The following is an 18385-nucleotide window of genomic DNA, read 5'->3' on the forward strand; positions in this document are numbered from 1 at the left end:
AATGTTTGCTCTGTGATCTTTTCCCTGAACTGCGGCTACAGTTGGGAGTTGTGCTTTAGTCATGCACCAAATGGAAATTCTCTAATTTTCAGGAGTTTTGGAAACTCTTCAATTTCTCCCCCCTTTTTGTTACGGGTCTTAAATCGCTGTCCCCCAAGATGGGCATTAGCACCTAACTGTTTCACAAACACGGGAACTTTAGCTGATTGGCATTGTTGGACGATAGACTCGATCCATTCAATATTGCATGGTCTTGATAGGGGGCCAGACTCACCTCCACAGATCACCCAGTTGGGATTAGGCTCAGGAATTACGTGGAATAATTTCAAGTCAATCTCTCCTAACAGTGGCTCACAAGATAAAAACCTAACTGCTGCCGGAGTTTCCAAAAGAATTGGAATTCGTTTATCCGCCATCGCCTGATTCTCGGTTGACGTTCCTAACCACACATTTGGTAAAGGAAAATGTTGTTCAATAAAGTACTGTTGGAGATTAATTAACCCGCCAAAGTTCTCACTAACAGCGTCCCAAAGATATTTTTCAGCAGCTTCATACCATTTGACCCAAAGCGATTGTTGACTGAAATACTCCAAAGCCCTAAGAGGTCGCTTTGTGAGAACTTGAAAAGTGTGCTGTGGTGAAAGAGCAATAACAGCCATCACCTGATCAATCCATTCAAATGGCACATTCTCGTGGAATAAATCAGCCATGCTACAAACGAATATCTTTTTGGGTTTTCTCCAACTTAATGGTTTAATAAGTTGAGATTTGACAAATTCAACTGTCCCATCCCAGTTACTAACATTTTGGTATTGGGGGAATTGTTGGCAGCCGCTTGAAATTCGAGAACAGCCGACAATTATATTCCAGGTTTCGTCACACCATTGTATATTTGTAGACATAATTACCTCTTCAATCAATAGTTTGTACTAACTTCACTACACGCTATCGCCCGAACAATATCGAATACTTGTTCTTGAGTTATGGCCTGCTCAGGGTTCTTGTAAAACCCAGCGATCGCCGACTTGGGACGAATAATAATTTGCTGCGTGAAAGCGCGTTTATCCCACACAAAGCATGAGATGGTGATATTATCGGTAGCCCAACGAGTGCCTTTTTTGTCTTTGCGAAAGCAGAAGCGCGGCATGATTAGAACAAGTGACGGCGGGTGCTGCTGCAAGAAATCAGCCCGATCATCACAGGGTTCGAGAAAGCTGGTCAGGAGGAATGCGGCAACACCTACACGCGCTTTCTGGTAGGCATTCTTGATAATTGGTGCAGCAAATTCCGCCTTATGTGGATTGGTACAGATCCAATCGCAATCGGGAAACTTAGCCCATGATTCGGCTAATGTTGCGTCCATTTGGTAATCAGCCGCCTTTTGTGAATCAATATCGTTAGTCCACATTTGCTTGGTGTAAGGCCACACCGATAGTAATGATGCGATCGCTCCATGTCCGACACATGGCTCACCAATCACACCAGATAAGGGAACATGGCGCAGTAGTTCAGTGGTAAACCACGATGGAGATTCGTAGAAGTTCAGAGGATGTCGGGTGACAGTTTCGATGACGGTGATTTCTGGTGCTAATAATGGTGCAACAGTCATACTTCATCCTCGCTAAATTCAATGTGGCTTAAAGTCTGAAGTTCAACAGCTAATCCACTTAAGAAATTTTGGAGTTCGACTGTTGCCAAATCAATGGATATCTCTTTTTCTGACGTATAAATAAGTTGCTTGTGATGCCCAAAGTAAATTTCTGTACGAGTTAAGTTTTGCTCTGTGTCAGTTAACAGAGTTAAAGTAAATCTTCCAAGTTTGCAAAAGTAATAAGGACGCTTTGGACTCCAAGATTTTCCGGGCTGCCAAGTGATTTGGGTTTTTTTACCAATGTGAACACTGATAGATGCAATCGTTGTTCAACTGGGGGAAGGGCTAGTGTGGAGGGTTGTTCTGGCTGTTGGGTTGGCTTTGTCCAGCCTAAAACATCCTGCATCCATGCGCGAACACCAATAGTCCCAAATGCTTCACAGACTAAAAGAGCTTGCTCGGAACAGTATCGACCAGCTTCATAAGCATAGTAATGAAGGATGATGCCAATTGCCATATCTGGTATCCCTTCTGTTCTCCACTTTTTTAGGTCTGCCCCTTGAAAGCCTTTATTCATAAGCTTTTGAGCCAGTTTTGAAGGGTTTAGGTCTGCGCTTTCTAGAACCTTTAGGATTGCTCGATCGCTGACTCCAGCTAACCTCGCTGTCGCTTTCATGCTGGCTTTTCCCTTGCCTAATGCGTCTACCTCGATTTCTTCTTTAATCTGTTCGATGACTTGAGCAATTTCAATTTGTGACATAATAGTCTGTTTGCTCCTTAATTTAAAATCTGGGGTAAGCGATCGCCGTTCTCGTTGCGGGGGATGCGATCGCTTTTGGTTTTATTTGCTTGAATTGCGGTTGTCAATCTTATTTTAAGTCGAGTAATATACTAATGTCAATGGCGGAACGCAATGAAAATAACTTAATTATGACAGCAGTCGATCTACGACTTGTAGCAACATTTCATTGGGATGAAAGCTTAGGCAATAGGTTGCGGCATCTAAGAGAAGCCAAAGGTTTTAGTCGGAAAGCTTTATCTATAGAAACTCAAAAAACTGGCAAAGCTGTTTCTGAGTCATATATTCAGCAGTTGGAAACTCCCCTTCTCTTTGCAGGAAAAGAAAGGAGAGGTGAATCACTAACAGTGTCAAAAGATGTGCTTAACCGTATATGTGAAGCTATGAATATAGATGTAACAGATTTATTGCCATCAGCAAAATTATTTCTCCCCGCCCCTTAACGTTTGTTGCGTAACGCAATAAACTAAATAGTAAGGAGAGCAAAGCGCTCACCTCTCAAACAAAAGAAACGTTAAGCATCAAACTCCAGACATAGATTTGAGAAACGAGAACCTCTCGCTGTAGGGCACAGAGTACGCAAGGTACGGGTAAAGTCGGCCGGAGGAGATACTCAAGATCACTCAATAAATACACTCATACTGCAATTAGGGCAGCCGCTCAATACCTTCTCTAGAGCCTTGTGCTGTGAATTCTTGCTAGAAAATAACTGAAATTCAGAAATATGAGGCTACGCCGAATCTTTTTGAGAGCGTTGCGGTAAACCACAACGTTGTTTCACGCAAAACAAAAGGCGATCGCTACGTCTACCAAACTCTGCGATCGCCTTTTTACCCATTTAAGAGGTATTTCTAATGATGACACAAGTTTCAGCCCCTACGCCAACAAAAGATCCGCTAACTACACAGGATCGCCAAATCATTGCAACCATCGTGAATCAGTCGGACTACTCCAAAAACTGCAAGCCCGAAGATGTAGTGACTATCTGGATCAACAGTGATGATATTGTGTGGGTGAAAATGACCCACGGCTATGCTCGATACCACAAAGAGCCGTTCAAACGTGCAGTAGCAGAGGTGAAAAAGAGCCTTTCCACTCCAGTAGAGTGCAATCACAAGGAAGAAAAGGAATTAAAACAAGCTTCTGAGAAAATTGGCTTGTTAGGTGATTGTGATTGGCTATCGTTAAGCGTCCAATACCATTCTGATAAAGTAATCGGTCATGCTGGTTGTTATATTTCCCACAAGGCTCGAATATTAACCCCGCCGGCTGAATGGGATTTCACCCTGCCGAAGTGGAATATGCCTGCTGCCATCTGTCCCATTGGTGTCAAGTTAAGGCAGAAGCCCAAATGTCAAGCGACCTGGCGGCATTGCGTCGGTGTCGCTGACGAACAGCTTTCACAAGACCCATAGAACGTTGATGCTCAACTAGCCAAGGAATCAGTTGTAGTTGTGAATTGTGCGATCGTGCGCGATGGAAAAAATATAAACGGCGTTTCACCATTTCCACGGAAATACGCTCTAACGGCTGCTGTAAAGCGATCGCAACATCAGCACACAAGTCATTCAGAACAGCGTAGAAAATCCAAGTAGCGTATATTTGCATCTGTACGCCATTAGTGCCACCGACCCAGAGATAGGATAAACCCAACAAACGCTTAGTCAATAAAAATGCGTCCTCAATTCGCCAACGTCGGCGGTATAATTCACAAACTTCCTGTGCTGAAAGTTGTTGTGGGTCAAGAACGTTAGTCAAATAATAATACCAAGTCTGACCCCACAATACGGAAACTAGGCGCATGGGATGGTTGCAAGGGTGAGTATGATGTAATCCCATGTGAATAATTTCATCTTTGTAGTGAGAACCTTGAGAAAGTACACGTGTGACCCGATATCTCACCTTTTCCTTTTGGCGTGTGAGTACGTATTTACCAGCAGCAGTCAGAGAATCAAACCACTCAAAACCATAAAATCCCATGTCTACTATCAGTAAGCCACCAATAGGTAAACGTTCTAACAGTGCTTGCCACCAACGAGTCTCATTTATTTTGGCATCAGCATCATACCAAATTGCTACAGGAGTGTGAGTGAAAGCTTCTACAACCATCAGCATCTTTCCGGCTAATACCGTGCCTGTTTTTTCTTGCAGTTGTCCAAAATGTTTTTTCATCGCTTCTAGTGTTGAAGCATCCCCAATCCAGATGGCAGGAAATCTCTGTGCTACTAATGACCAGGCTGGGGCTAATTCTCTTGCGCTTCTTTTCGCTGATAAACGCTCTATCACTTGCTCAAAAACTAGTGCAAATAAATGAGCAGGTAAACTATTAAGTCTTTGAGACAACGCTTGTTTACTGACTTTCGTTGCTTCTACCCACATTAATCCTTCTATTTCTAGCGATCGCAATACATCCGTAAGATGTTGTACTTGTCGATACACTAGACTCAACACGATTGCTGCCATTACTGGCAAGGTCAGTACTCGTGAACGCAAGCTCCGTTCTTTGTCTTTTACCCCTTTGAGGTTAGCAAATGTACCTGGGCTGACTAGTTCAAACAGGCGTGATTCTATCTCTTGGCTGGCTGGGGCAGGTACGCTGACTCGATGGCGAAAATCTGGATTCCCTTGCTTTTTCCGTGGTTTACTCATGGCTATTCTCAACACCCTTGTGCTGAGTTTATCCATTCAGTTTTACCCTGTTGACAAGATTCTATTTTTCTTAACTTGACACCAATGCATCTGTCCAGACTGCGAAGGACATGGGTGCGGTAACTGTGGGTATCGCGGGACTCGTGCAGAAGACTTGTGCGAACCAGTGGACGACTATCGACTGACCTATGTAGGACGCACTGACCTTCAGACGGCTCACAACGTATATCTAGATGGTAAGTTCTTGGGAATTGTCTTCAAGGTTAGAAACGCTGATGAGTTATGGGAAAACGACCCGAAGACTTACTATTGGCGGTGCGGCGATGGAGTACGGTACTGGAGCATCAGGGAGGCTGTTGAATCCTTTGCCCTAGCTCCGGTGACTAGTGAAGTGCCACACGTTAGCTTAGAGTTAGCGGTAGCGTAAAATTAAAGAAATCTGAACAGTGGACAGGATAAATTAGAAAAACTGTCCACTTACCAATTTGAAAACAAGATCCTTTATTTAAATGTAAAGATAGAAGCAAATCTAAAATTTTTGCGCGATCAAACATTACGTCGGCATCAGTTCAAACTTGAAGAGATAATACGATGTTTCAAGCTTCACCAGAACTAGTTACTTTTGAAGAATTTCTAGAGTGGAAACCAGAAAATGGCAGATATGAATTATATAAAGGAGCAATAGTAGAAATGCAACCAACAGGAGAACATGAGCTAGTTAGAGCATTTTTGATTAGAGAACTTAATTTTGAGATTCGCAGGTTTAATCTAGCTTATACCATTCCTGGTCAAGTATTAGTCAAATCAGTTGATAAGAAATCTGGTTATATTCCAGATGTATTAGTATTGAATCTTCCTAACTTGGTCAATGAACCACTCTGGAAAAAAGCATCAACGGTTACTCAAGCAGAATCAATTCCATTAGCCGTGGAAGTTGTAAGTACAAATTGGCGTGATGATTATTTTCTGAAATTTGGTGAGTACGAGGAAATTGGGATTCCAGAATATTGGATTGTTGACTATGCTGCTCTTGGTGGAAAGCGGTTTATTGGGAATCCTAAACAACCGACAATATCAGTTTATGCTTTAGTCGAAGGTGAATATCAAGTTACTCAATTTCGAGGAAATGACCGGATTCAATCACCTACTTTAAGAGAGCTAAATTTAACTGCTGAACAAGTTTTTCAAGCTGCTTTAGGACAGTATTGATTAAGACTAATACTTTCCAAGTCAACGAAAGCGATTTTGGTATTGGTATAAACTATCCTTCGCAATTTGTCCTTTGAATGACCCAAAAATTTTATAGTCTGTTTGTTGAGCATTATCTTGAAGGCTTGCTTTCACCATTAGGTAGCGTAGAAGTTAGCGGCGTAATAACCGGTTCAGAAAGGCGGGGAATTGTTCTGTTTTTTCCGAAAGGGACAATTAAAACCGAAAGACACCCACTTGGATTACTTGCTAAAGTTGCTCAAAGTGATTGTTCAATAGAAGTTTATTATGAGCAAATTGGTGAAACAGAAGTCCGAAGCTGCCTACATAAACTTTTAAATGTCTTTTCAACTTTGAACTGTCGGTCATCTGCAGAAGGGAAAACTTTAGATGATGATGATGATGATGATAATTTACCTCGTTTGTGGATTTTAGTACCATCAGCTTCGCCAGATTTACTCAAAGGTTTTGGCGCACAATTAGAGCTAGAAAACTGGACTACTGGAATATACTTTCTGCCTAATGTTTTTAGAATTGCAATAGTAGCTATTAACCAACTACCAGTTACTTCAGAGACGCTATGGTTGAGGCTTTTGGGACGGGGAACAATTCAAAAGCAAGCAGTAAGTGAAATCATTGCGCTTCCTTCATCTGACCTTGTACGCCGGAATGTACTGGAAATAATTTACAGGTGGCGTATCAGTGTAATGACACAGACAGAATTGACCAGAGATGACCAGGAGTTGATCATGAACTTAACTCAAGCTTACGAAGAAGCAAGAGCGCAAGCGGTACAGGAGGGAGTAGAGCAAGGACAACGCCAAGTTGTAGAAAACTTGTTGAGATTCCGGTTTGGTTCTGTTGATGAAGAACTGTCGAGAGTCGTTGATAGTTTGTTGCAGTTATCACCAGATGACTTTGCGAGAATTTTACTGGAATTGTCTAGTTTATCCCGTGAAGAGTTATTAGCAAGATTTGTTTCACACGGATAGCTCAATTATAAAAATAGCGAACGGTATTAAGCGCTTTTGTAACGGCAAGAGCGCTATTTTATTGCCGATTTCACCCTGAAAACATTAGAACTAAAGGCTACGCCAAAGCACGGTGAAGTGCTATCTAGAATCTTTATCATAGACATGAAAAACTCTACAGCCATACTTAACTTGTATAGCTGTAAAGAAAAATCGATTCAACCCAAAAATTATGGCACATATAACAGTTATATCTGGTAAAAAAGTTTAAATTGCCCAATTTCAGACTTTACTCCTCACAAAAACCACGCCATAAGTAATTGAATTAGCTGATTATCGGCTTGTGTATCTTGATGGAGATTTCCCAAAAAACTACCTTGTATTCAAGGGGATGAGCAGCTTGGAATTGGTGGAAAGAGCATCAAATATGGTGAGGCATTTGATGCTGCTCTTGGTTTAAAAGATTGAAAGAAATTAGGAACATAACGATGAGTAAAGTTCAGCAACATTCAGAGGCTTGGAATGCGTTGATGGGATTAGATAAGCGCCATTATATCTCAACTGGATTTTATGCCCTTGGTGACGCTTATTTAATAAGTGGAAAAGACCCGAAATACAAAAACATAATTGTCCTTGTAGAACATCGGCAGAAGACGCAGATTAATCATTGGGAATACCAGTGTAAGAAATCCGAATGTTCTCAGCAAACGACGATAGAAACTAACGGTGACGATGGTCAGGGTAATCTCAAACGCAAAGCGCCATCGCTAAAAGTATACAGTTAGCTCAAGAGAAAAGAAACGCTACGCTAATCAGATGAAATATGACGACATTAGAAAAAGCTTTATTCTCTGATAACAGAGCATCTGCAAGTGTGCATGAAGAATTAGATCAAATTTTTGGTGCGCTGGCAGATTTTAAAGAACGAAACCCTCTTTCCTTCAATTTCCTGTGTGCTAACAGTGGGGATTTAACACTTGGTGATGCAATTCAAGCGTTGGCACAAACATTGGAAGTATTAGAAGAAGGATAACAAAGATGAAACTCAATCCTGTTTATGATGCAAGACTGCTAAATCCATCAAAAGTTTACCTTTCTTGATGGTGCTTTTTACCAATACTTACACCAATCAGGCAGTGAATCTCATCCGCAATATGTGTTTAGACATTTGCCTACTCCAGGACACAAAAAGAAAGCGGACATAGTTTTGAATCTTGCTTCAAGAAACTAGGGAAGTTGGAAAAATTCTAGTTTCATCTACTCAAAAAATTAAAGAGAAAATCAACAAGTTAAATTAATTGCGAGTTTCTCCGATACAGGAAGTACAGGCGCTTCGTATTTTGGTATGCAAAGGTGAGGGTGAGTGTCGGCGGTACTTGCGTTCGCTGTTAGTGAATCAGAGGAAGAATTCATAGAGTTCAGGCACTCAGTGATTTCAGTTCTGTACGTGATATTTCCAAAACTCGCTGTAACCAATACGAAATTTCAACAGATGCAGATTGCTTTTGTTCAGCATCAGTCCAAATATTGTCCCAATGGAATAGCCAACGAGTCAGAAGACGAACTAAATCAACTAACTCACAGGCTCGGTCAATATCATCTGCTATAACCATATCTGGCACAGTCCACTCAATAAAGTATCTGCTTTCATTAACCAAAGCCAGTATTAAATCCTCTGATAAGCCTTGAGTCCACAAAGATTGAATCTGTGACAAGTGTGTAGCTAAATGATGTAAACGGGTAGTCACATCATCTTGCATAAAAATTTGTTGCTTTGGTGTCACTTCGATCATAAATTTCCTAGGAATTCGTTAATCAGTTGAGCTACCCTTTCTCTAATATTAGAGTCCAATATCTCCATTGACCTATTTTGCCGGGGACGAAGATTAACCATCGACTCATAAATGATTTTTCCAGTTATTGGCATAAAACTGGCAGCCCAGATATCTTGTTGTCTACTGCCGTCAGAAAGCAATTTTTCTTCACAATCAGCGTGTAGACCACCACCACCAACCAGCACCCGACGCTCGATATCGATTGCTGTTTTGATGTAGAACTTGTGAGAACGCAGCATTTGTTCAAGTTGAAGAGGGGTAGCACGTTCGCGTAACAGCAAAATCATTTAAATCATAACCTTTATCAGGGAAAGGCATTTCAATTGTGAAACAGAATTAATTATCAGCAGCGATTGGGGTTGGATATTTCGGTTGAAAAGACATGGTGCAAAGTCAATACTTGGAACTTTGCACTATTGAAAAAGAAGTCAGAATTCACATCGTGGCTTGTTCTTCATCACTCTTGGTTGCTGTGCTTTTCTCGCAAAGATTTGTTAATTAAGCGTTTGTTACTCCCTTCAGCGTGGACAGCAAATCCTTTCTCCCAAAAAATGCGGTGTAGTTCAGCTGGTTTCCATCCCTCAATGACCGCTAAAGCTTCAGCTTCAGCCAGCAATGCTGTTGGCACATTGATTTCAATGCGTGTCATTTTTGGTGCGTTGGTTTCTGGCATTGTTTCAATAGTCATAAATTTACCCTTAATTATCGGGTTTCTTGTGGGTTTATTGCCCACTATTTTCTAGAATTTAGTTTATCATAAATATGTTTCTAAACAGCTAACAAGGGGTCAAGAAGCTTATGCACCCATTAGAACTACGTAACAAATGGAATTTGACTAACTATCAACTGGCCGCTGCCATCGGTAAAACTGAGCAAACCATTAAACAATATGCATCTCGGACTGGGACTAAAGCTCATCGTCAGCCACCTTTGTGTGTCTTTCTTCTTTGCTCAGAATTGGACTCAAAATGGCAGCAACAGGGATGTCCCAGTCTAGTTTTTGTTGCTGCTTAGTATACAAATTCATATACATTTTCGACTAGACCGCTAGAGATCGGCGGTTTTTAATTGAGATAGTTCTTCTTATTTCCGGCAGTCAACCGGAAGTGATGCGGAAGTCAACCGGAAGTAAAAGAGGTGAAAGTGTGTTGATACAAGGTTCCTGCGTAATTGAAGAAATTTTGACGCGGGAGCAGGCAGCAAAGAAATTAAAGCCGCAAGTGACCGAAAGGCAGTTGAGAACGTATCTCGATTTAGCTTCTTTATATCTGCCGACTTTTACGGAGTTTAGGGATAAAGAAAACGGAGGGCTAAACAGGAATATTAAGCTGACCAATTGGCACATCCCTACACTGCAACTGATCAGAACCAAGATGCTATTGATTGGGCTGAAAAAGACAACTTTAGAACTAGCAAAATATCCCGAACGATTTGGAGTAAATCATGACCATTAAAGAATACGCAGAAGCCAAAGGAATTAAACCAGGCAAGCTGGTTGATGAATTTCGTAAGAATTTTCCAGGTGAGACTTGGACAATAAATTCATCCCTACCTGAAGAATTTTTGAAAGCTGACCCGACTAATATTCACACAGCACAACAATCACCTGTAGCAGACATGGGGGAGGCGGCAATTACCAAAGCATCGGAAGCGATTCAACAAGCCTCATACAAGTTGACGGCAGCGGATAAAGAGACTATCTCTGGTGCTATAGCCGTTCAAAATGAGCAATCTAAGATTTTGGGTGCATCAACTGGTGTTACAGGAGCTTTGTTGTTTATGGAATCCTTGATTGGAGCCAAGGGGACGGTATTGGATGCCTTTGCTGAACAATCCATGTTGGAAGTTGATAACCAGATTTCTGAGATAGATCAGAGTTTGATTAATTTGGCAGAAGAAGCTTCAACAAGGCTGGGGGAGTCGATCCGAAAAAAGGAACAACTCAAAGTACGACTCAATTCGTTACGGGAGAGAGTTTCTTCGATGGGGACACAGATCCGATTTTAGAAGCTTATAAAACAGTGGCAGCATTGCTACAGATCCAAAATGAAACTGTTGCCACTGTTGCCGAAATCCGATTACTTCAAGAGCTATTAACTCATCAAAAGAAAAATCAGGACATGGATATTTTGAGTACGGGATTGTTTGCTACTTCAGTTATTGGCGCTTTAGGTGGTAGTGCATATATCGTTAGTAGCGTTGTCGCTACTGGATTAATTGGTAGCGGGATATTCATTCCTTTGGCATTACTTGTTGGTGCAGGATTGACATTTCTGAGACGGGCATCAAAGTAATAGTGATGGGCGGGAGTGTTTCATAAAACTGTTTCATGAAACGTTTCATGAAACGTTTCAACGGTTTCATCAGTGTTTCGGGGTCGTGAAACAGCATTCCCCCGCGTGAAACGTGAAACATGAAACACGAAACAACTTGTTGCTAACGGTGGCGCGGGTCGTGCCTTGGTAGGTGGGATTTTATTTATCGGTGGTTCCATGATTAGTGCTGATTCAACTTGGCAATTAATCTTTACTGGGCCACCTGTTTTTCCCTGGTTTGAGCCGACTTGGAATTGGCTAAATGTACCGTTTGCACTGTTCAACCCTCTCTTTTACTTGGCGTTCATGGTTTCGGTGGGTGTGCAAGTAATCGAAGCCTATGCCCTACGCGGTAAAAACCCAGATTCAGCTAGGCGGGAACTTCAAGACCACATGGTCTATGAGCTTGAAACCAAGCCTAGTGGCAAGATTGACCTTGTTGGTGAACTTTGGAAGGATTACAAAACCGCAGGTACACGCTCACGCTCTAGCGCTGGGTTAGTTGTGATTGCGGTTTGGGCGTTTGATATTGTCACTACCTTTGCAGCTCGTAACCCATTCGACTACACAGCCCCATTCATGATTTTGGGTTGCATCTTATTTAATATCGGCACAATGATGGCGGGTGAAATTGGGTTTGCCATCTGGCGGTTGACAAAGGATTAGAACGGAAACCGCCCAAGAACCCAAACTGTAAAAAGGGCGGCAACGTTTACCAAGTGAGGCATTTATGCAAAGTAACAATATCCCAAAAATCACAACTAAAGAAACTGAACATTTACGCGAATCATATCCTAGCTTGTCTCACTTGAAAGCCGGGAATATCGCCCAATGGCTACAAGAGAGAAAAGATGGATTATTTGAAATGGCCCGAGTTTCTGAGAATGAAGCAGACATGACCCGTGTACTTGGTTTGTTAGCTTCTGGGATTGGAGCGGTTTGTTATGCGGTCAACCCACTGGCACTAGTTGGTGGTTTAATTGGCGGTGCAGCTTGGTTATGGTTTGTTGTCGAACATTCCAACAGAACCAAAGAGATTGCCCCCTTACCCTTTATACGTGGCAACTTTATAGACGCTCTAGCTCTTTTGGGGGATTATGATGCTAGGAGCAATTATCAAGCGGATCATCTTGCTAATACGGTTAAATTCTTAGAGCGACAATCAGCAGAAGAGTACGCCTTTCTTCATGCTGAGTTTGAAAATATTGGTCAGTATTTAACGCAAGTTGAACCAGGAAAACGTTTTTATGCTTATCGCTGGATGTTTGGTTGGTTTGGCAAGCTCAAGGGTCGTCAGTTACCGACTTATCAAAGCATGGCTCTCCATTTACAGGATGTGACAATTGACAGCCGGGTGAATCGGTCGGAGATAAGTGCGATCGCACAGGCTCAAGCCCAGTTACCACCGACCGTAGATATCAAGCAGTTTCAATCACTGACTGTAGACATTGGGAAGATGAACCAAGCTGCGGAGCTTTCTAGCCCTACAGAGTTACAACCATCTTCCTCTGATGGGCTTGTACCAGAGACTATAATTAATCTCCCTCTGATTAATAGGGCAAACACACTCATCGCTGCTTTAACGAAAAGTGGTTTTCAAGTAGAAGATATGATGAGTTCCCAAGTGATAGCGATCGCTGGTACTCAGCGAGGTGGCAAAGGAACCTTAGCAGCAATCCTGGCAACATTATCTCTAGCTTTAGATTCGGGATTAAACACCCAATACTTTACAGCCGGGGTGGACGTTTACCCGTTTGCTTGCAACTTGATCTCTGCCCTTAAGTACCCTGAAAAAGATGCGGACGGTGCAGATAAACTAGTTGCCCGTGACTTGCTTAAATTTCTTAAAGGGTTAGATGGTTGTGAACCTTACTCACACAAAAACTTACTGTTAGTGATTGATGAGGCGATGCGGCTGTTGTCATTATTGGAGGAGAGCGATCGCACTTGGGCTATCCAATATTTACTTTCTCGCTTTGCTAAGTCTGGCGGTACATTAATTATCGTATTGCATGGCTCTAACCTGACAAGCGTGGTAGGTAAAGCTACGGCTGGGCTGGCAGATACCTTTAAGCAATCGGTTAATTTTATTGGCTGTGTAGCTCAGTCGGTTAGCGCTGGTGGATTGCGAAAGATGAATGTTGCCAGTGGGGAATATTTTAAAGCTAACCCTAATAACTTTGGGGAGCCTGTTAGTGGTGGCAACTTGGGCATGATTCCCCAATGGCTGAAAACTCATTTGCACCCCGGCAATGGGCAACCAGACCCAGCGAGAACATTACTTCAGTTCTTTCCTGAATTGATTCAACACCATGAATCGGCAGTCATGCCTAGAGGAGAGAAAATTGCACCGACAGACGCAGTTAATCATCTGGAGTCCATTTTTTCAAAGCCTTATCAAGAGGTGGAATTTCTGGAAGTAGAAGAAATTAGGATTTCTGAGGCTGATTTAGATCAAATTGTGTCAATTGTTGCGGCTGCTGCTACTCCTCCAACTTCCTTCGCGGCGATTAGAAATAGCCGCAAGTGGGGTGAAGATAAAAAGAGTGTTCTTTACTTAAGAAATGCTATAGCACAATTGATTACTCTCAATCAATTGTGCGGAAACGAAAAAGAAGGTTTCAGCGTTTTTAACGTTAATCAGTAAGTGTTGTAGTTCAATTTCCAATTCCAGACTACGTTCTGGGCATTACACTTCCGGTCGAGTTCCGGTAGTGGTCAGGAAGTGATTTCTTCAATTTTTTATCGCTCAAGAATAAAAGAACCAATTCAAATCACATAATGCGTAAATCCGTAACTTCATTTGAATATGCTAGCAACTGGTCAATTACTTGCCGTCGTATAAGAAGGCTTCAACCGCGCTGCACTAATAATCCTTGGCACGGACGCGCTACTGTTGTACATCACATCAAATATAAACGCTCGCTCCTGCGCCGGATTTTGGGAATGTTTTTACTGCATTTCCCTGTTGCTTCCGTGTCTGGTTACGAAATTCCTGGCTGGGATTGTGTAGGTGTATGCTCTCGTTGCCATGAAAATTACTATGGCAGAAGTAGCAGCCGCACCTCAGTTCACTACCATCAAGTCTGGGTACAAAGAGGTGGATTAAATAATCATCAAACTTTCATTAAAGCTACGCTTCTGCGAATTAAATTTTGCTTTCTTGCGTTAACCCGTATTTAATCAATTTTGGAGAAATCAACTTATGTCAGACCTATCAGTTTTTGTGTTTGAGTCTCAAGAAGTTCGCTTCGTCGGTACACCAGAAAAACTTGAGTGGGTAGCTGCTGATATTGTCGCTATTTTGTATCCCCAAGCAGACTCGCGTAATTACTCCAACTATCTGGGCAAAGTTCCTGCTGCATGGAAGGATCATAAACCAATTATGACCCCTGGCGGAAAGCAGAAAATGGCAACGCTTTATGAACCGGGGCTGTATTATTTGATTGGACGCTCTGACAGTCCGATTGCTGTGCCATTCCAGCAGTGGTTATACGAAGATGTTCTTCCCTCTATACGTCGCACCGGGAAGTACGAAATACCACAGCCGGAGCAACAACAAACTACCAATACCAAACCCACGCTTGATGAACTCGTTAACTTTGGACAAAAGATTCTGTCTGGCACAAGGCTTAGTGCAGAACTCCAAACCATCACCATCCTTCGAGGTGTACAAGCGCTGTGTCCCGAAATAACCCCAATGGCACAGGAGTTAGTCGGAGCAATCCAGGAAATTGAAGCGACTCCCAACAGACATTTGTCTCCAACCGCAATCGGCGAATTATATGCCGAACGCAACGGACTACCCCAGCCCATTAAACCCCAAATAGTTAACCGTGTTTTGGAATTTGCTGGTTTGCAAACCAAGGAAGTTCAAGTCAAGACCGACACGAATGGTAAACAAAGTCACAAAAATATCTGGCATCTAACTGAAAAAGGTAAACTCTGGGGTACTGTCACAAGAGATAAAGCACGGACTCATGACAAAATAGTTGAACACGTTCGGTGGTTGCCTGATGTTCTTGAAGTGATTGACTTGCGAGTGGAACAGCGATTTATTGAAAATATTTGATGATCGCGATCGCCTTGTTCATAATCTCTACTACAAGCGATCGCTTTTCTCTTATCAGTTAATTTTTCCGTTGGGAGTTAGAGTCCCCCATTTCTAAAAATGGCGTGTTGAGGTCTCTTTCAAATCCCCGCACTGTTACTGTGATAACTAAAAATGTGCCACGAGGAAACAAAATTAATTATGGCTAAAACTTTAACTTTGTCTGCAAATATAACAAAGGTTCAAATAGGATTTTTGGAAATTGATGGACTGATGGATGAGAATGGTGACTATTATGTTGCTATTCCTCAATTAGTCGATGTTGAGTTAATCCCACCAAATCGAAGCTCAAAACAGCTAGAAGCCTTACTTAATACGGGTTTCCAATCCCACGTTAATTTTAACTTCGTTAAGCTCAAGACGGAATTGCATCCTAAAGCTGTGAATTCATTACCTCTGAGGGAGTTTGAAATTTTACTAGCTAGATTAGATCGTAAAGGTAATATTAAAGCTCAGGAACTTAGGGATACTCTAGTTGGTTTATCACTTCATCAATTATTTTGTGATGCTTTTGGCATTAAATTTGAGCAAGATGATCGCCAGAATTGGTTAAAAGCGAGGATATTGACAAAATCAACATTTTGGTTCATGGGCGAATTCCCTTAAACAATATTACATTAAGTATCCAAGAATAGAAAGGTATCCTAGCCAGAATTACTCTGAGGCTTTTGACACCCTCAATCTTGGCTTATTTGGTATGAAGTCACAGAAAATTAAGAATATTTTAGGAATTGGCAATAATTCTCTTAATCGTGACCATTTTGGGCAAAACTCCTTAAAAAAGATTGAAATGGTTCAGAGAATAGCTGAAGCTCAGATTGCTTATCAAGCTAAGAACCCTGTTGAAGCCGTGAAGTTTGCTGTTGCTGTTATGAACTATTTGATTGGCGATTTTAGAGATTAGTATTTTATTTCCGCGTAATTCTCCATGAAAGTAGCTGAAGAACCTTATTTCTTACCTGCTTGCACACGTCCTTTCGTCCCTTGTGTCACCTTCGCTTCTGACTCTTCCTTATCGGAATTAACCATTTTCATCAAGTACTGATTCAGATAACTTTGTGCCGAAATATACAAACTTTCCCAAATCTCTTGATTGCGGCTGATTTTTGTCCCGACTGTATTCCCTGCTGTTTTCTCCGACACCAAGTATTTGCGGAAAGAGTTAGTCCAAAGCTGTTGAATAAAATCTTCAGCGAATTCCTCAAATGGCAGAATCCATTTATAGTCTTTGTCTAGGAATACGCGATATGATGCAACTATCGGTAGTGCCAAGTCCGTTGGCGCACCAAACCCAAAGGAATACCTACTATCTGGCAACAGAGTAGTTTTACGTATATCAATTGATGCTAAGTCGTTGATGCCCTTTCTTCTGGGGTTGCTGATATGTTCTTGGATAATTTCATACAGCCTTTGCTCTATCCACAGAGCTTTGGGAAGCAGAGGCAGTAAAGTGGTTAATCTTTCCCTTTCTGTGTCTGTAATATTACCTGCAATATGCATATTTGCTGGGTGTTTGGCTCGTTTATTGCCATTGGGATTGTACTTGTTTCTGTCAAGGCAGTTAAGCAGCTTCAGCAAATGGGTAACATTGCACTGGGCGTTTCTGGGAGCGCCGCTTTGATTCTGGTAATAGGCGATGCGGAATTTTGTGTTTTCTTTGGCTTCTAACTGGGTTAAATCCTCTTTGATGAATTTGTAATCACCCCTGGCGTTGATTTTGGAGCGGGAATCTACTGGAGTTGTGGTATTTGAAGCCAGAGCGATGTCTAGGGCCTCGTCTTCTGAAAGTCCAATGTGAATTTTAACTTGGACTCTGGCAAGGGTTAGGTCGTACTTGTATTTTTTCGCTTGCTCAATTGCTAAAATTGTGTGACCGCCGTTGATAATTCCATCGCTTCCCCCCTCGCTTGCTTCTAAAATTTCTAGTTCGAGTAAGGTTTTGTTGAGCTTGACTTGATTTGCACACAGGGTTATTCCACTGTGACGGGAGAAGAATTTTTCTTGCTGCGTTGTCAGGGAGTCGAAGATTTGTCTGTAGGTGGCGCTTCTGCGGTTTGGTTCCCTGATGTTGGGTTCTAGGGGCAGGTCTGTGGGGAACGAGTCTACATAGGCGGTGGCGATGATGCAATTGGGGTTCGGTTGAAAATAGTTATCTATCTTGATGTTCCAAGTCTTGGGCATACTTTCTAAGTAATGTCAGGGGAATTTCTATGTTAACCAGAGGAAAATTTTTCGGGACACTTTTTGGAGCCGCACTGTGACTTATGACTGCGTTTCGGTTTCTGACCGGATTATTCGACGCAATTCCTCGATTGTCGTGGCTGTTTTTATCTGTTCTTTTATTGCCCTTATGAATCAATCGTTCTAAGGTTTTTACAAAACTCAACATACATTGATTTTATCGCGCCCACCTACTTACATGAATGTCTACTGAGATTAATTTTCTTGAGACAGCTGTGCCTGTAACTGCTGCACTTGCTCCATTGTTAAACCTGTTACCCGTATGATTACTTCAATAGCTAGACCCTCGCGCAGTAAGTTCAATGCTACTTTTTCCAAAGCTTTTTGTTCCCAACTAGTAACAATTTCCATGATTTCCTCCCGCTCAGTTAACCCCATTGTATCGATAGCCGCTTGGAAAACTTGCTCTTCGGTTGTATCCATCTGCAAATACGTATCCACAAACCCAGAAATTAATTGCATCCTTGCTGGGTCTAATTTTAAGGTCGCCAGCAGCCGCAAACATTCCGCCTTCACCTGTGGACGTTCTTGCTTGGAAATATTCATCTTCGCCATCAATGCTGCTGCCACCGGATTTGGCTGTGTGAGAAAATCTCGCCAATTTAAGCGATTTAACTGAATAGCTGCAAACTGAAATTCCAGCACCTTGAAGTCGCCAAAGGTA

Annotated in this window: 25 protein-coding genes and 1 pseudogene; 17 read left to right on the forward strand and 9 right to left on the reverse strand. The window is 42.0% G+C overall.

What is annotated here, in order from left to right:
• Positions 1-59: 59 nt before the first annotated feature.
• From LC605_RS16095 to LC605_RS16105, 3 genes are all read right to left on the reverse strand, one after another.
• Positions 60-902, reverse strand: a complete 843-nt coding sequence (locus LC605_RS16095) for a phage Gp37/Gp68 family protein (RefSeq protein ID WP_229548527.1) — start codon at positions 900-902, stop codon at positions 60-62.
• Between the two features lie 14 nt (positions 903-916).
• Entirely contained in the window at positions 917-1609 is a 693-nt protein-coding gene (locus LC605_RS16100; protein WP_229548528.1) for a hypothetical protein, read from the reverse strand.
• Between the two features lie 190 nt (positions 1610-1799).
• The gene (locus tag LC605_RS16105) at positions 1800-2351 is read right to left on the reverse strand and encodes a hypothetical protein (protein WP_229548529.1); all 552 of its coding nucleotides are present in this window, start codon (positions 2349-2351) and stop codon (positions 1800-1802) included.
• 170 nt (positions 2352-2521) lie between these two features.
• On the opposite strand from LC605_RS16105, the gene LC605_RS16110 reads away from it, so the two are divergent.
• Both LC605_RS16110 and LC605_RS16115 read left to right on the forward strand, forming a co-directional pair.
• A complete protein-coding gene (locus LC605_RS16110; RefSeq protein WP_229548530.1) occupies positions 2522-2833 on the forward strand; it encodes a helix-turn-helix domain-containing protein in 312 nt (103 codons plus the stop codon).
• Between the two features lie 411 nt (positions 2834-3244).
• Complete coding sequence (locus LC605_RS16115) at positions 3245-3805, forward strand: hypothetical protein (RefSeq protein WP_229548531.1); 561 nt, start codon at positions 3245-3247, stop codon at positions 3803-3805.
• Here the strand turns inward: LC605_RS16115 and LC605_RS16120 are convergent.
• The gene (locus LC605_RS16120) at positions 3720-5045 is read right to left on the reverse strand and encodes an IS4 family transposase (RefSeq protein WP_229548551.1); all 1326 of its coding nucleotides are present in this window, start codon (positions 5043-5045) and stop codon (positions 3720-3722) included. The two genes, LC605_RS16115 and LC605_RS16120, sit on opposite strands and share 86 nt — an antisense overlap.
• A gap of 148 nt (positions 5046-5193) precedes the next feature.
• Between LC605_RS16120 and LC605_RS16125 the strand changes: the two genes are divergently transcribed.
• The 5 genes from LC605_RS16125 (at position 5194) to LC605_RS16145 (ending at position 8252) form a co-directional block, all read left to right on the forward strand.
• Complete coding sequence (locus LC605_RS16125) at positions 5194-5466, forward strand: hypothetical protein (RefSeq protein WP_229548532.1); 273 nt, start codon at positions 5194-5196, stop codon at positions 5464-5466.
• A gap of 164 nt (positions 5467-5630) precedes the next feature.
• Positions 5631-6248, forward strand: a complete 618-nt coding sequence (locus tag LC605_RS16130; protein ID WP_229548533.1) for a Uma2 family endonuclease — start codon at positions 5631-5633, stop codon at positions 6246-6248.
• A gap of 77 nt (positions 6249-6325) precedes the next feature.
• Complete coding sequence (locus LC605_RS16135) at positions 6326-7240, forward strand: hypothetical protein (protein ID WP_229548534.1); 915 nt, start codon at positions 6326-6328, stop codon at positions 7238-7240.
• A gap of 467 nt (positions 7241-7707) precedes the next feature.
• Positions 7708-8004, forward strand: a complete 297-nt coding sequence (locus tag LC605_RS16140) for a hypothetical protein (RefSeq protein ID WP_229548535.1) — start codon at positions 7708-7710, stop codon at positions 8002-8004.
• Positions 8005-8042: 38 nt separating this feature from the next.
• Positions 8043-8252 (forward strand): hypothetical protein, encoded by a 210-nt coding sequence (locus LC605_RS16145; RefSeq protein WP_229548536.1) that lies wholly within the window; start codon positions 8043-8045, stop codon positions 8250-8252.
• 385 nt (positions 8253-8637) lie between these two features.
• Here LC605_RS16145 and LC605_RS16150 read toward each other — a convergent pair whose 3' ends face one another.
• From LC605_RS16150 to LC605_RS16160, 3 genes are all read right to left on the reverse strand, one after another.
• Positions 8638-9012 carry a hypothetical protein gene (locus LC605_RS16150; protein WP_229548537.1) on the reverse strand — a complete coding sequence of 125 codons (375 nt, stop codon included), beginning with the start codon at positions 9010-9012 and terminating at the stop codon, positions 8638-8640.
• A complete protein-coding gene (locus LC605_RS16155) occupies positions 9009-9341 on the reverse strand; it encodes a DUF5674 family protein (protein ID WP_229548538.1) in 333 nt (110 codons plus the stop codon). Before LC605_RS16155 ends, LC605_RS16150 begins: the two co-directional genes overlap by 4 nt.
• A 170-nt stretch (positions 9342-9511) precedes the next feature.
• Complete coding sequence (locus LC605_RS16160) at positions 9512-9742, reverse strand: hypothetical protein (RefSeq protein WP_229548539.1); 231 nt, start codon at positions 9740-9742, stop codon at positions 9512-9514.
• Between the two features lie 110 nt (positions 9743-9852).
• Here LC605_RS16160 and LC605_RS16165 point away from each other — a divergent pair, with 110 nt between their 5' ends.
• The 10 genes from LC605_RS16165 (at position 9853) to LC605_RS16210 (ending at position 16384) form a co-directional block, all read left to right on the forward strand.
• Complete coding sequence (locus LC605_RS16165; protein ID WP_229548540.1) at positions 9853-10068, forward strand: hypothetical protein; 216 nt, start codon at positions 9853-9855, stop codon at positions 10066-10068.
• 95 nt (positions 10069-10163) lie between these two features.
• Positions 10164-10508, forward strand: coding sequence for a hypothetical protein (locus LC605_RS16170; protein WP_229548541.1), 345 nt, complete (start codon positions 10164-10166; stop codon positions 10506-10508).
• Complete coding sequence (locus LC605_RS16175) at positions 10498-11061, forward strand: hypothetical protein (protein ID WP_229548542.1); 564 nt, start codon at positions 10498-10500, stop codon at positions 11059-11061. Before LC605_RS16170 ends, LC605_RS16175 begins: the two co-directional genes overlap by 11 nt.
• A gap of 14 nt (positions 11062-11075) precedes the next feature.
• A complete protein-coding gene (locus LC605_RS16180; RefSeq protein ID WP_229548543.1) occupies positions 11076-11348 on the forward strand; it encodes a hypothetical protein in 273 nt (90 codons plus the stop codon).
• 165 nt (positions 11349-11513) lie between these two features.
• Positions 11514-12035: a hypothetical protein gene (locus LC605_RS16185; protein WP_229548544.1), complete on the forward strand. Its 522-nt coding sequence runs from the start codon at positions 11514-11516 to the stop codon at positions 12033-12035.
• A 64-nt stretch (positions 12036-12099) separates the two neighbouring features.
• Positions 12100-14016 (forward strand): hypothetical protein, encoded by a 1917-nt coding sequence (locus tag LC605_RS16190; protein ID WP_229548545.1) that lies wholly within the window; start codon positions 12100-12102, stop codon positions 14014-14016.
• A 134-nt stretch (positions 14017-14150) separates the two neighbouring features.
• A complete protein-coding gene (locus LC605_RS16195; RefSeq protein WP_229548546.1) occupies positions 14151-14552 on the forward strand; it encodes a hypothetical protein in 402 nt (133 codons plus the stop codon).
• Between the two features lie 22 nt (positions 14553-14574).
• Positions 14575-15441: a BRO family protein gene (locus LC605_RS16200; protein ID WP_229548547.1), complete on the forward strand. Its 867-nt coding sequence runs from the start codon at positions 14575-14577 to the stop codon at positions 15439-15441.
• Positions 15442-15621: 180 nt separating this feature from the next.
• Positions 15622-16086, forward strand: a complete 465-nt coding sequence (locus LC605_RS16205) for a hypothetical protein (protein WP_229548548.1) — start codon at positions 15622-15624, stop codon at positions 16084-16086.
• Between the two features lie 91 nt (positions 16087-16177).
• On the forward strand, positions 16178-16384 hold the full coding sequence (locus LC605_RS16210; protein WP_229548549.1) for a hypothetical protein: 207 nt from the start codon (positions 16178-16180) through the stop codon (positions 16382-16384).
• Positions 16385-16428: 44 nt separating this feature from the next.
• Here LC605_RS16210 and LC605_RS16215 read toward each other — a convergent pair whose 3' ends face one another.
• On the reverse strand, positions 16429-17661 hold the full coding sequence (locus tag LC605_RS16215; protein ID WP_229548550.1) for an AIPR family protein: 1233 nt from the start codon (positions 17659-17661) through the stop codon (positions 16429-16431).
• 255 nt (positions 17662-17916) lie between these two features.
• Positions 17917-18385, reverse strand: a pseudogene (locus tag LC605_RS16220) (hypothetical protein); the annotation flags it as partial.

It is taken from the genome of Nostoc sp. CHAB 5836 (assembly GCF_020829445.1).
GTDB lineage: Bacteria > Cyanobacteriota > Cyanobacteriia > Cyanobacteriales > Nostocaceae > Nostoc.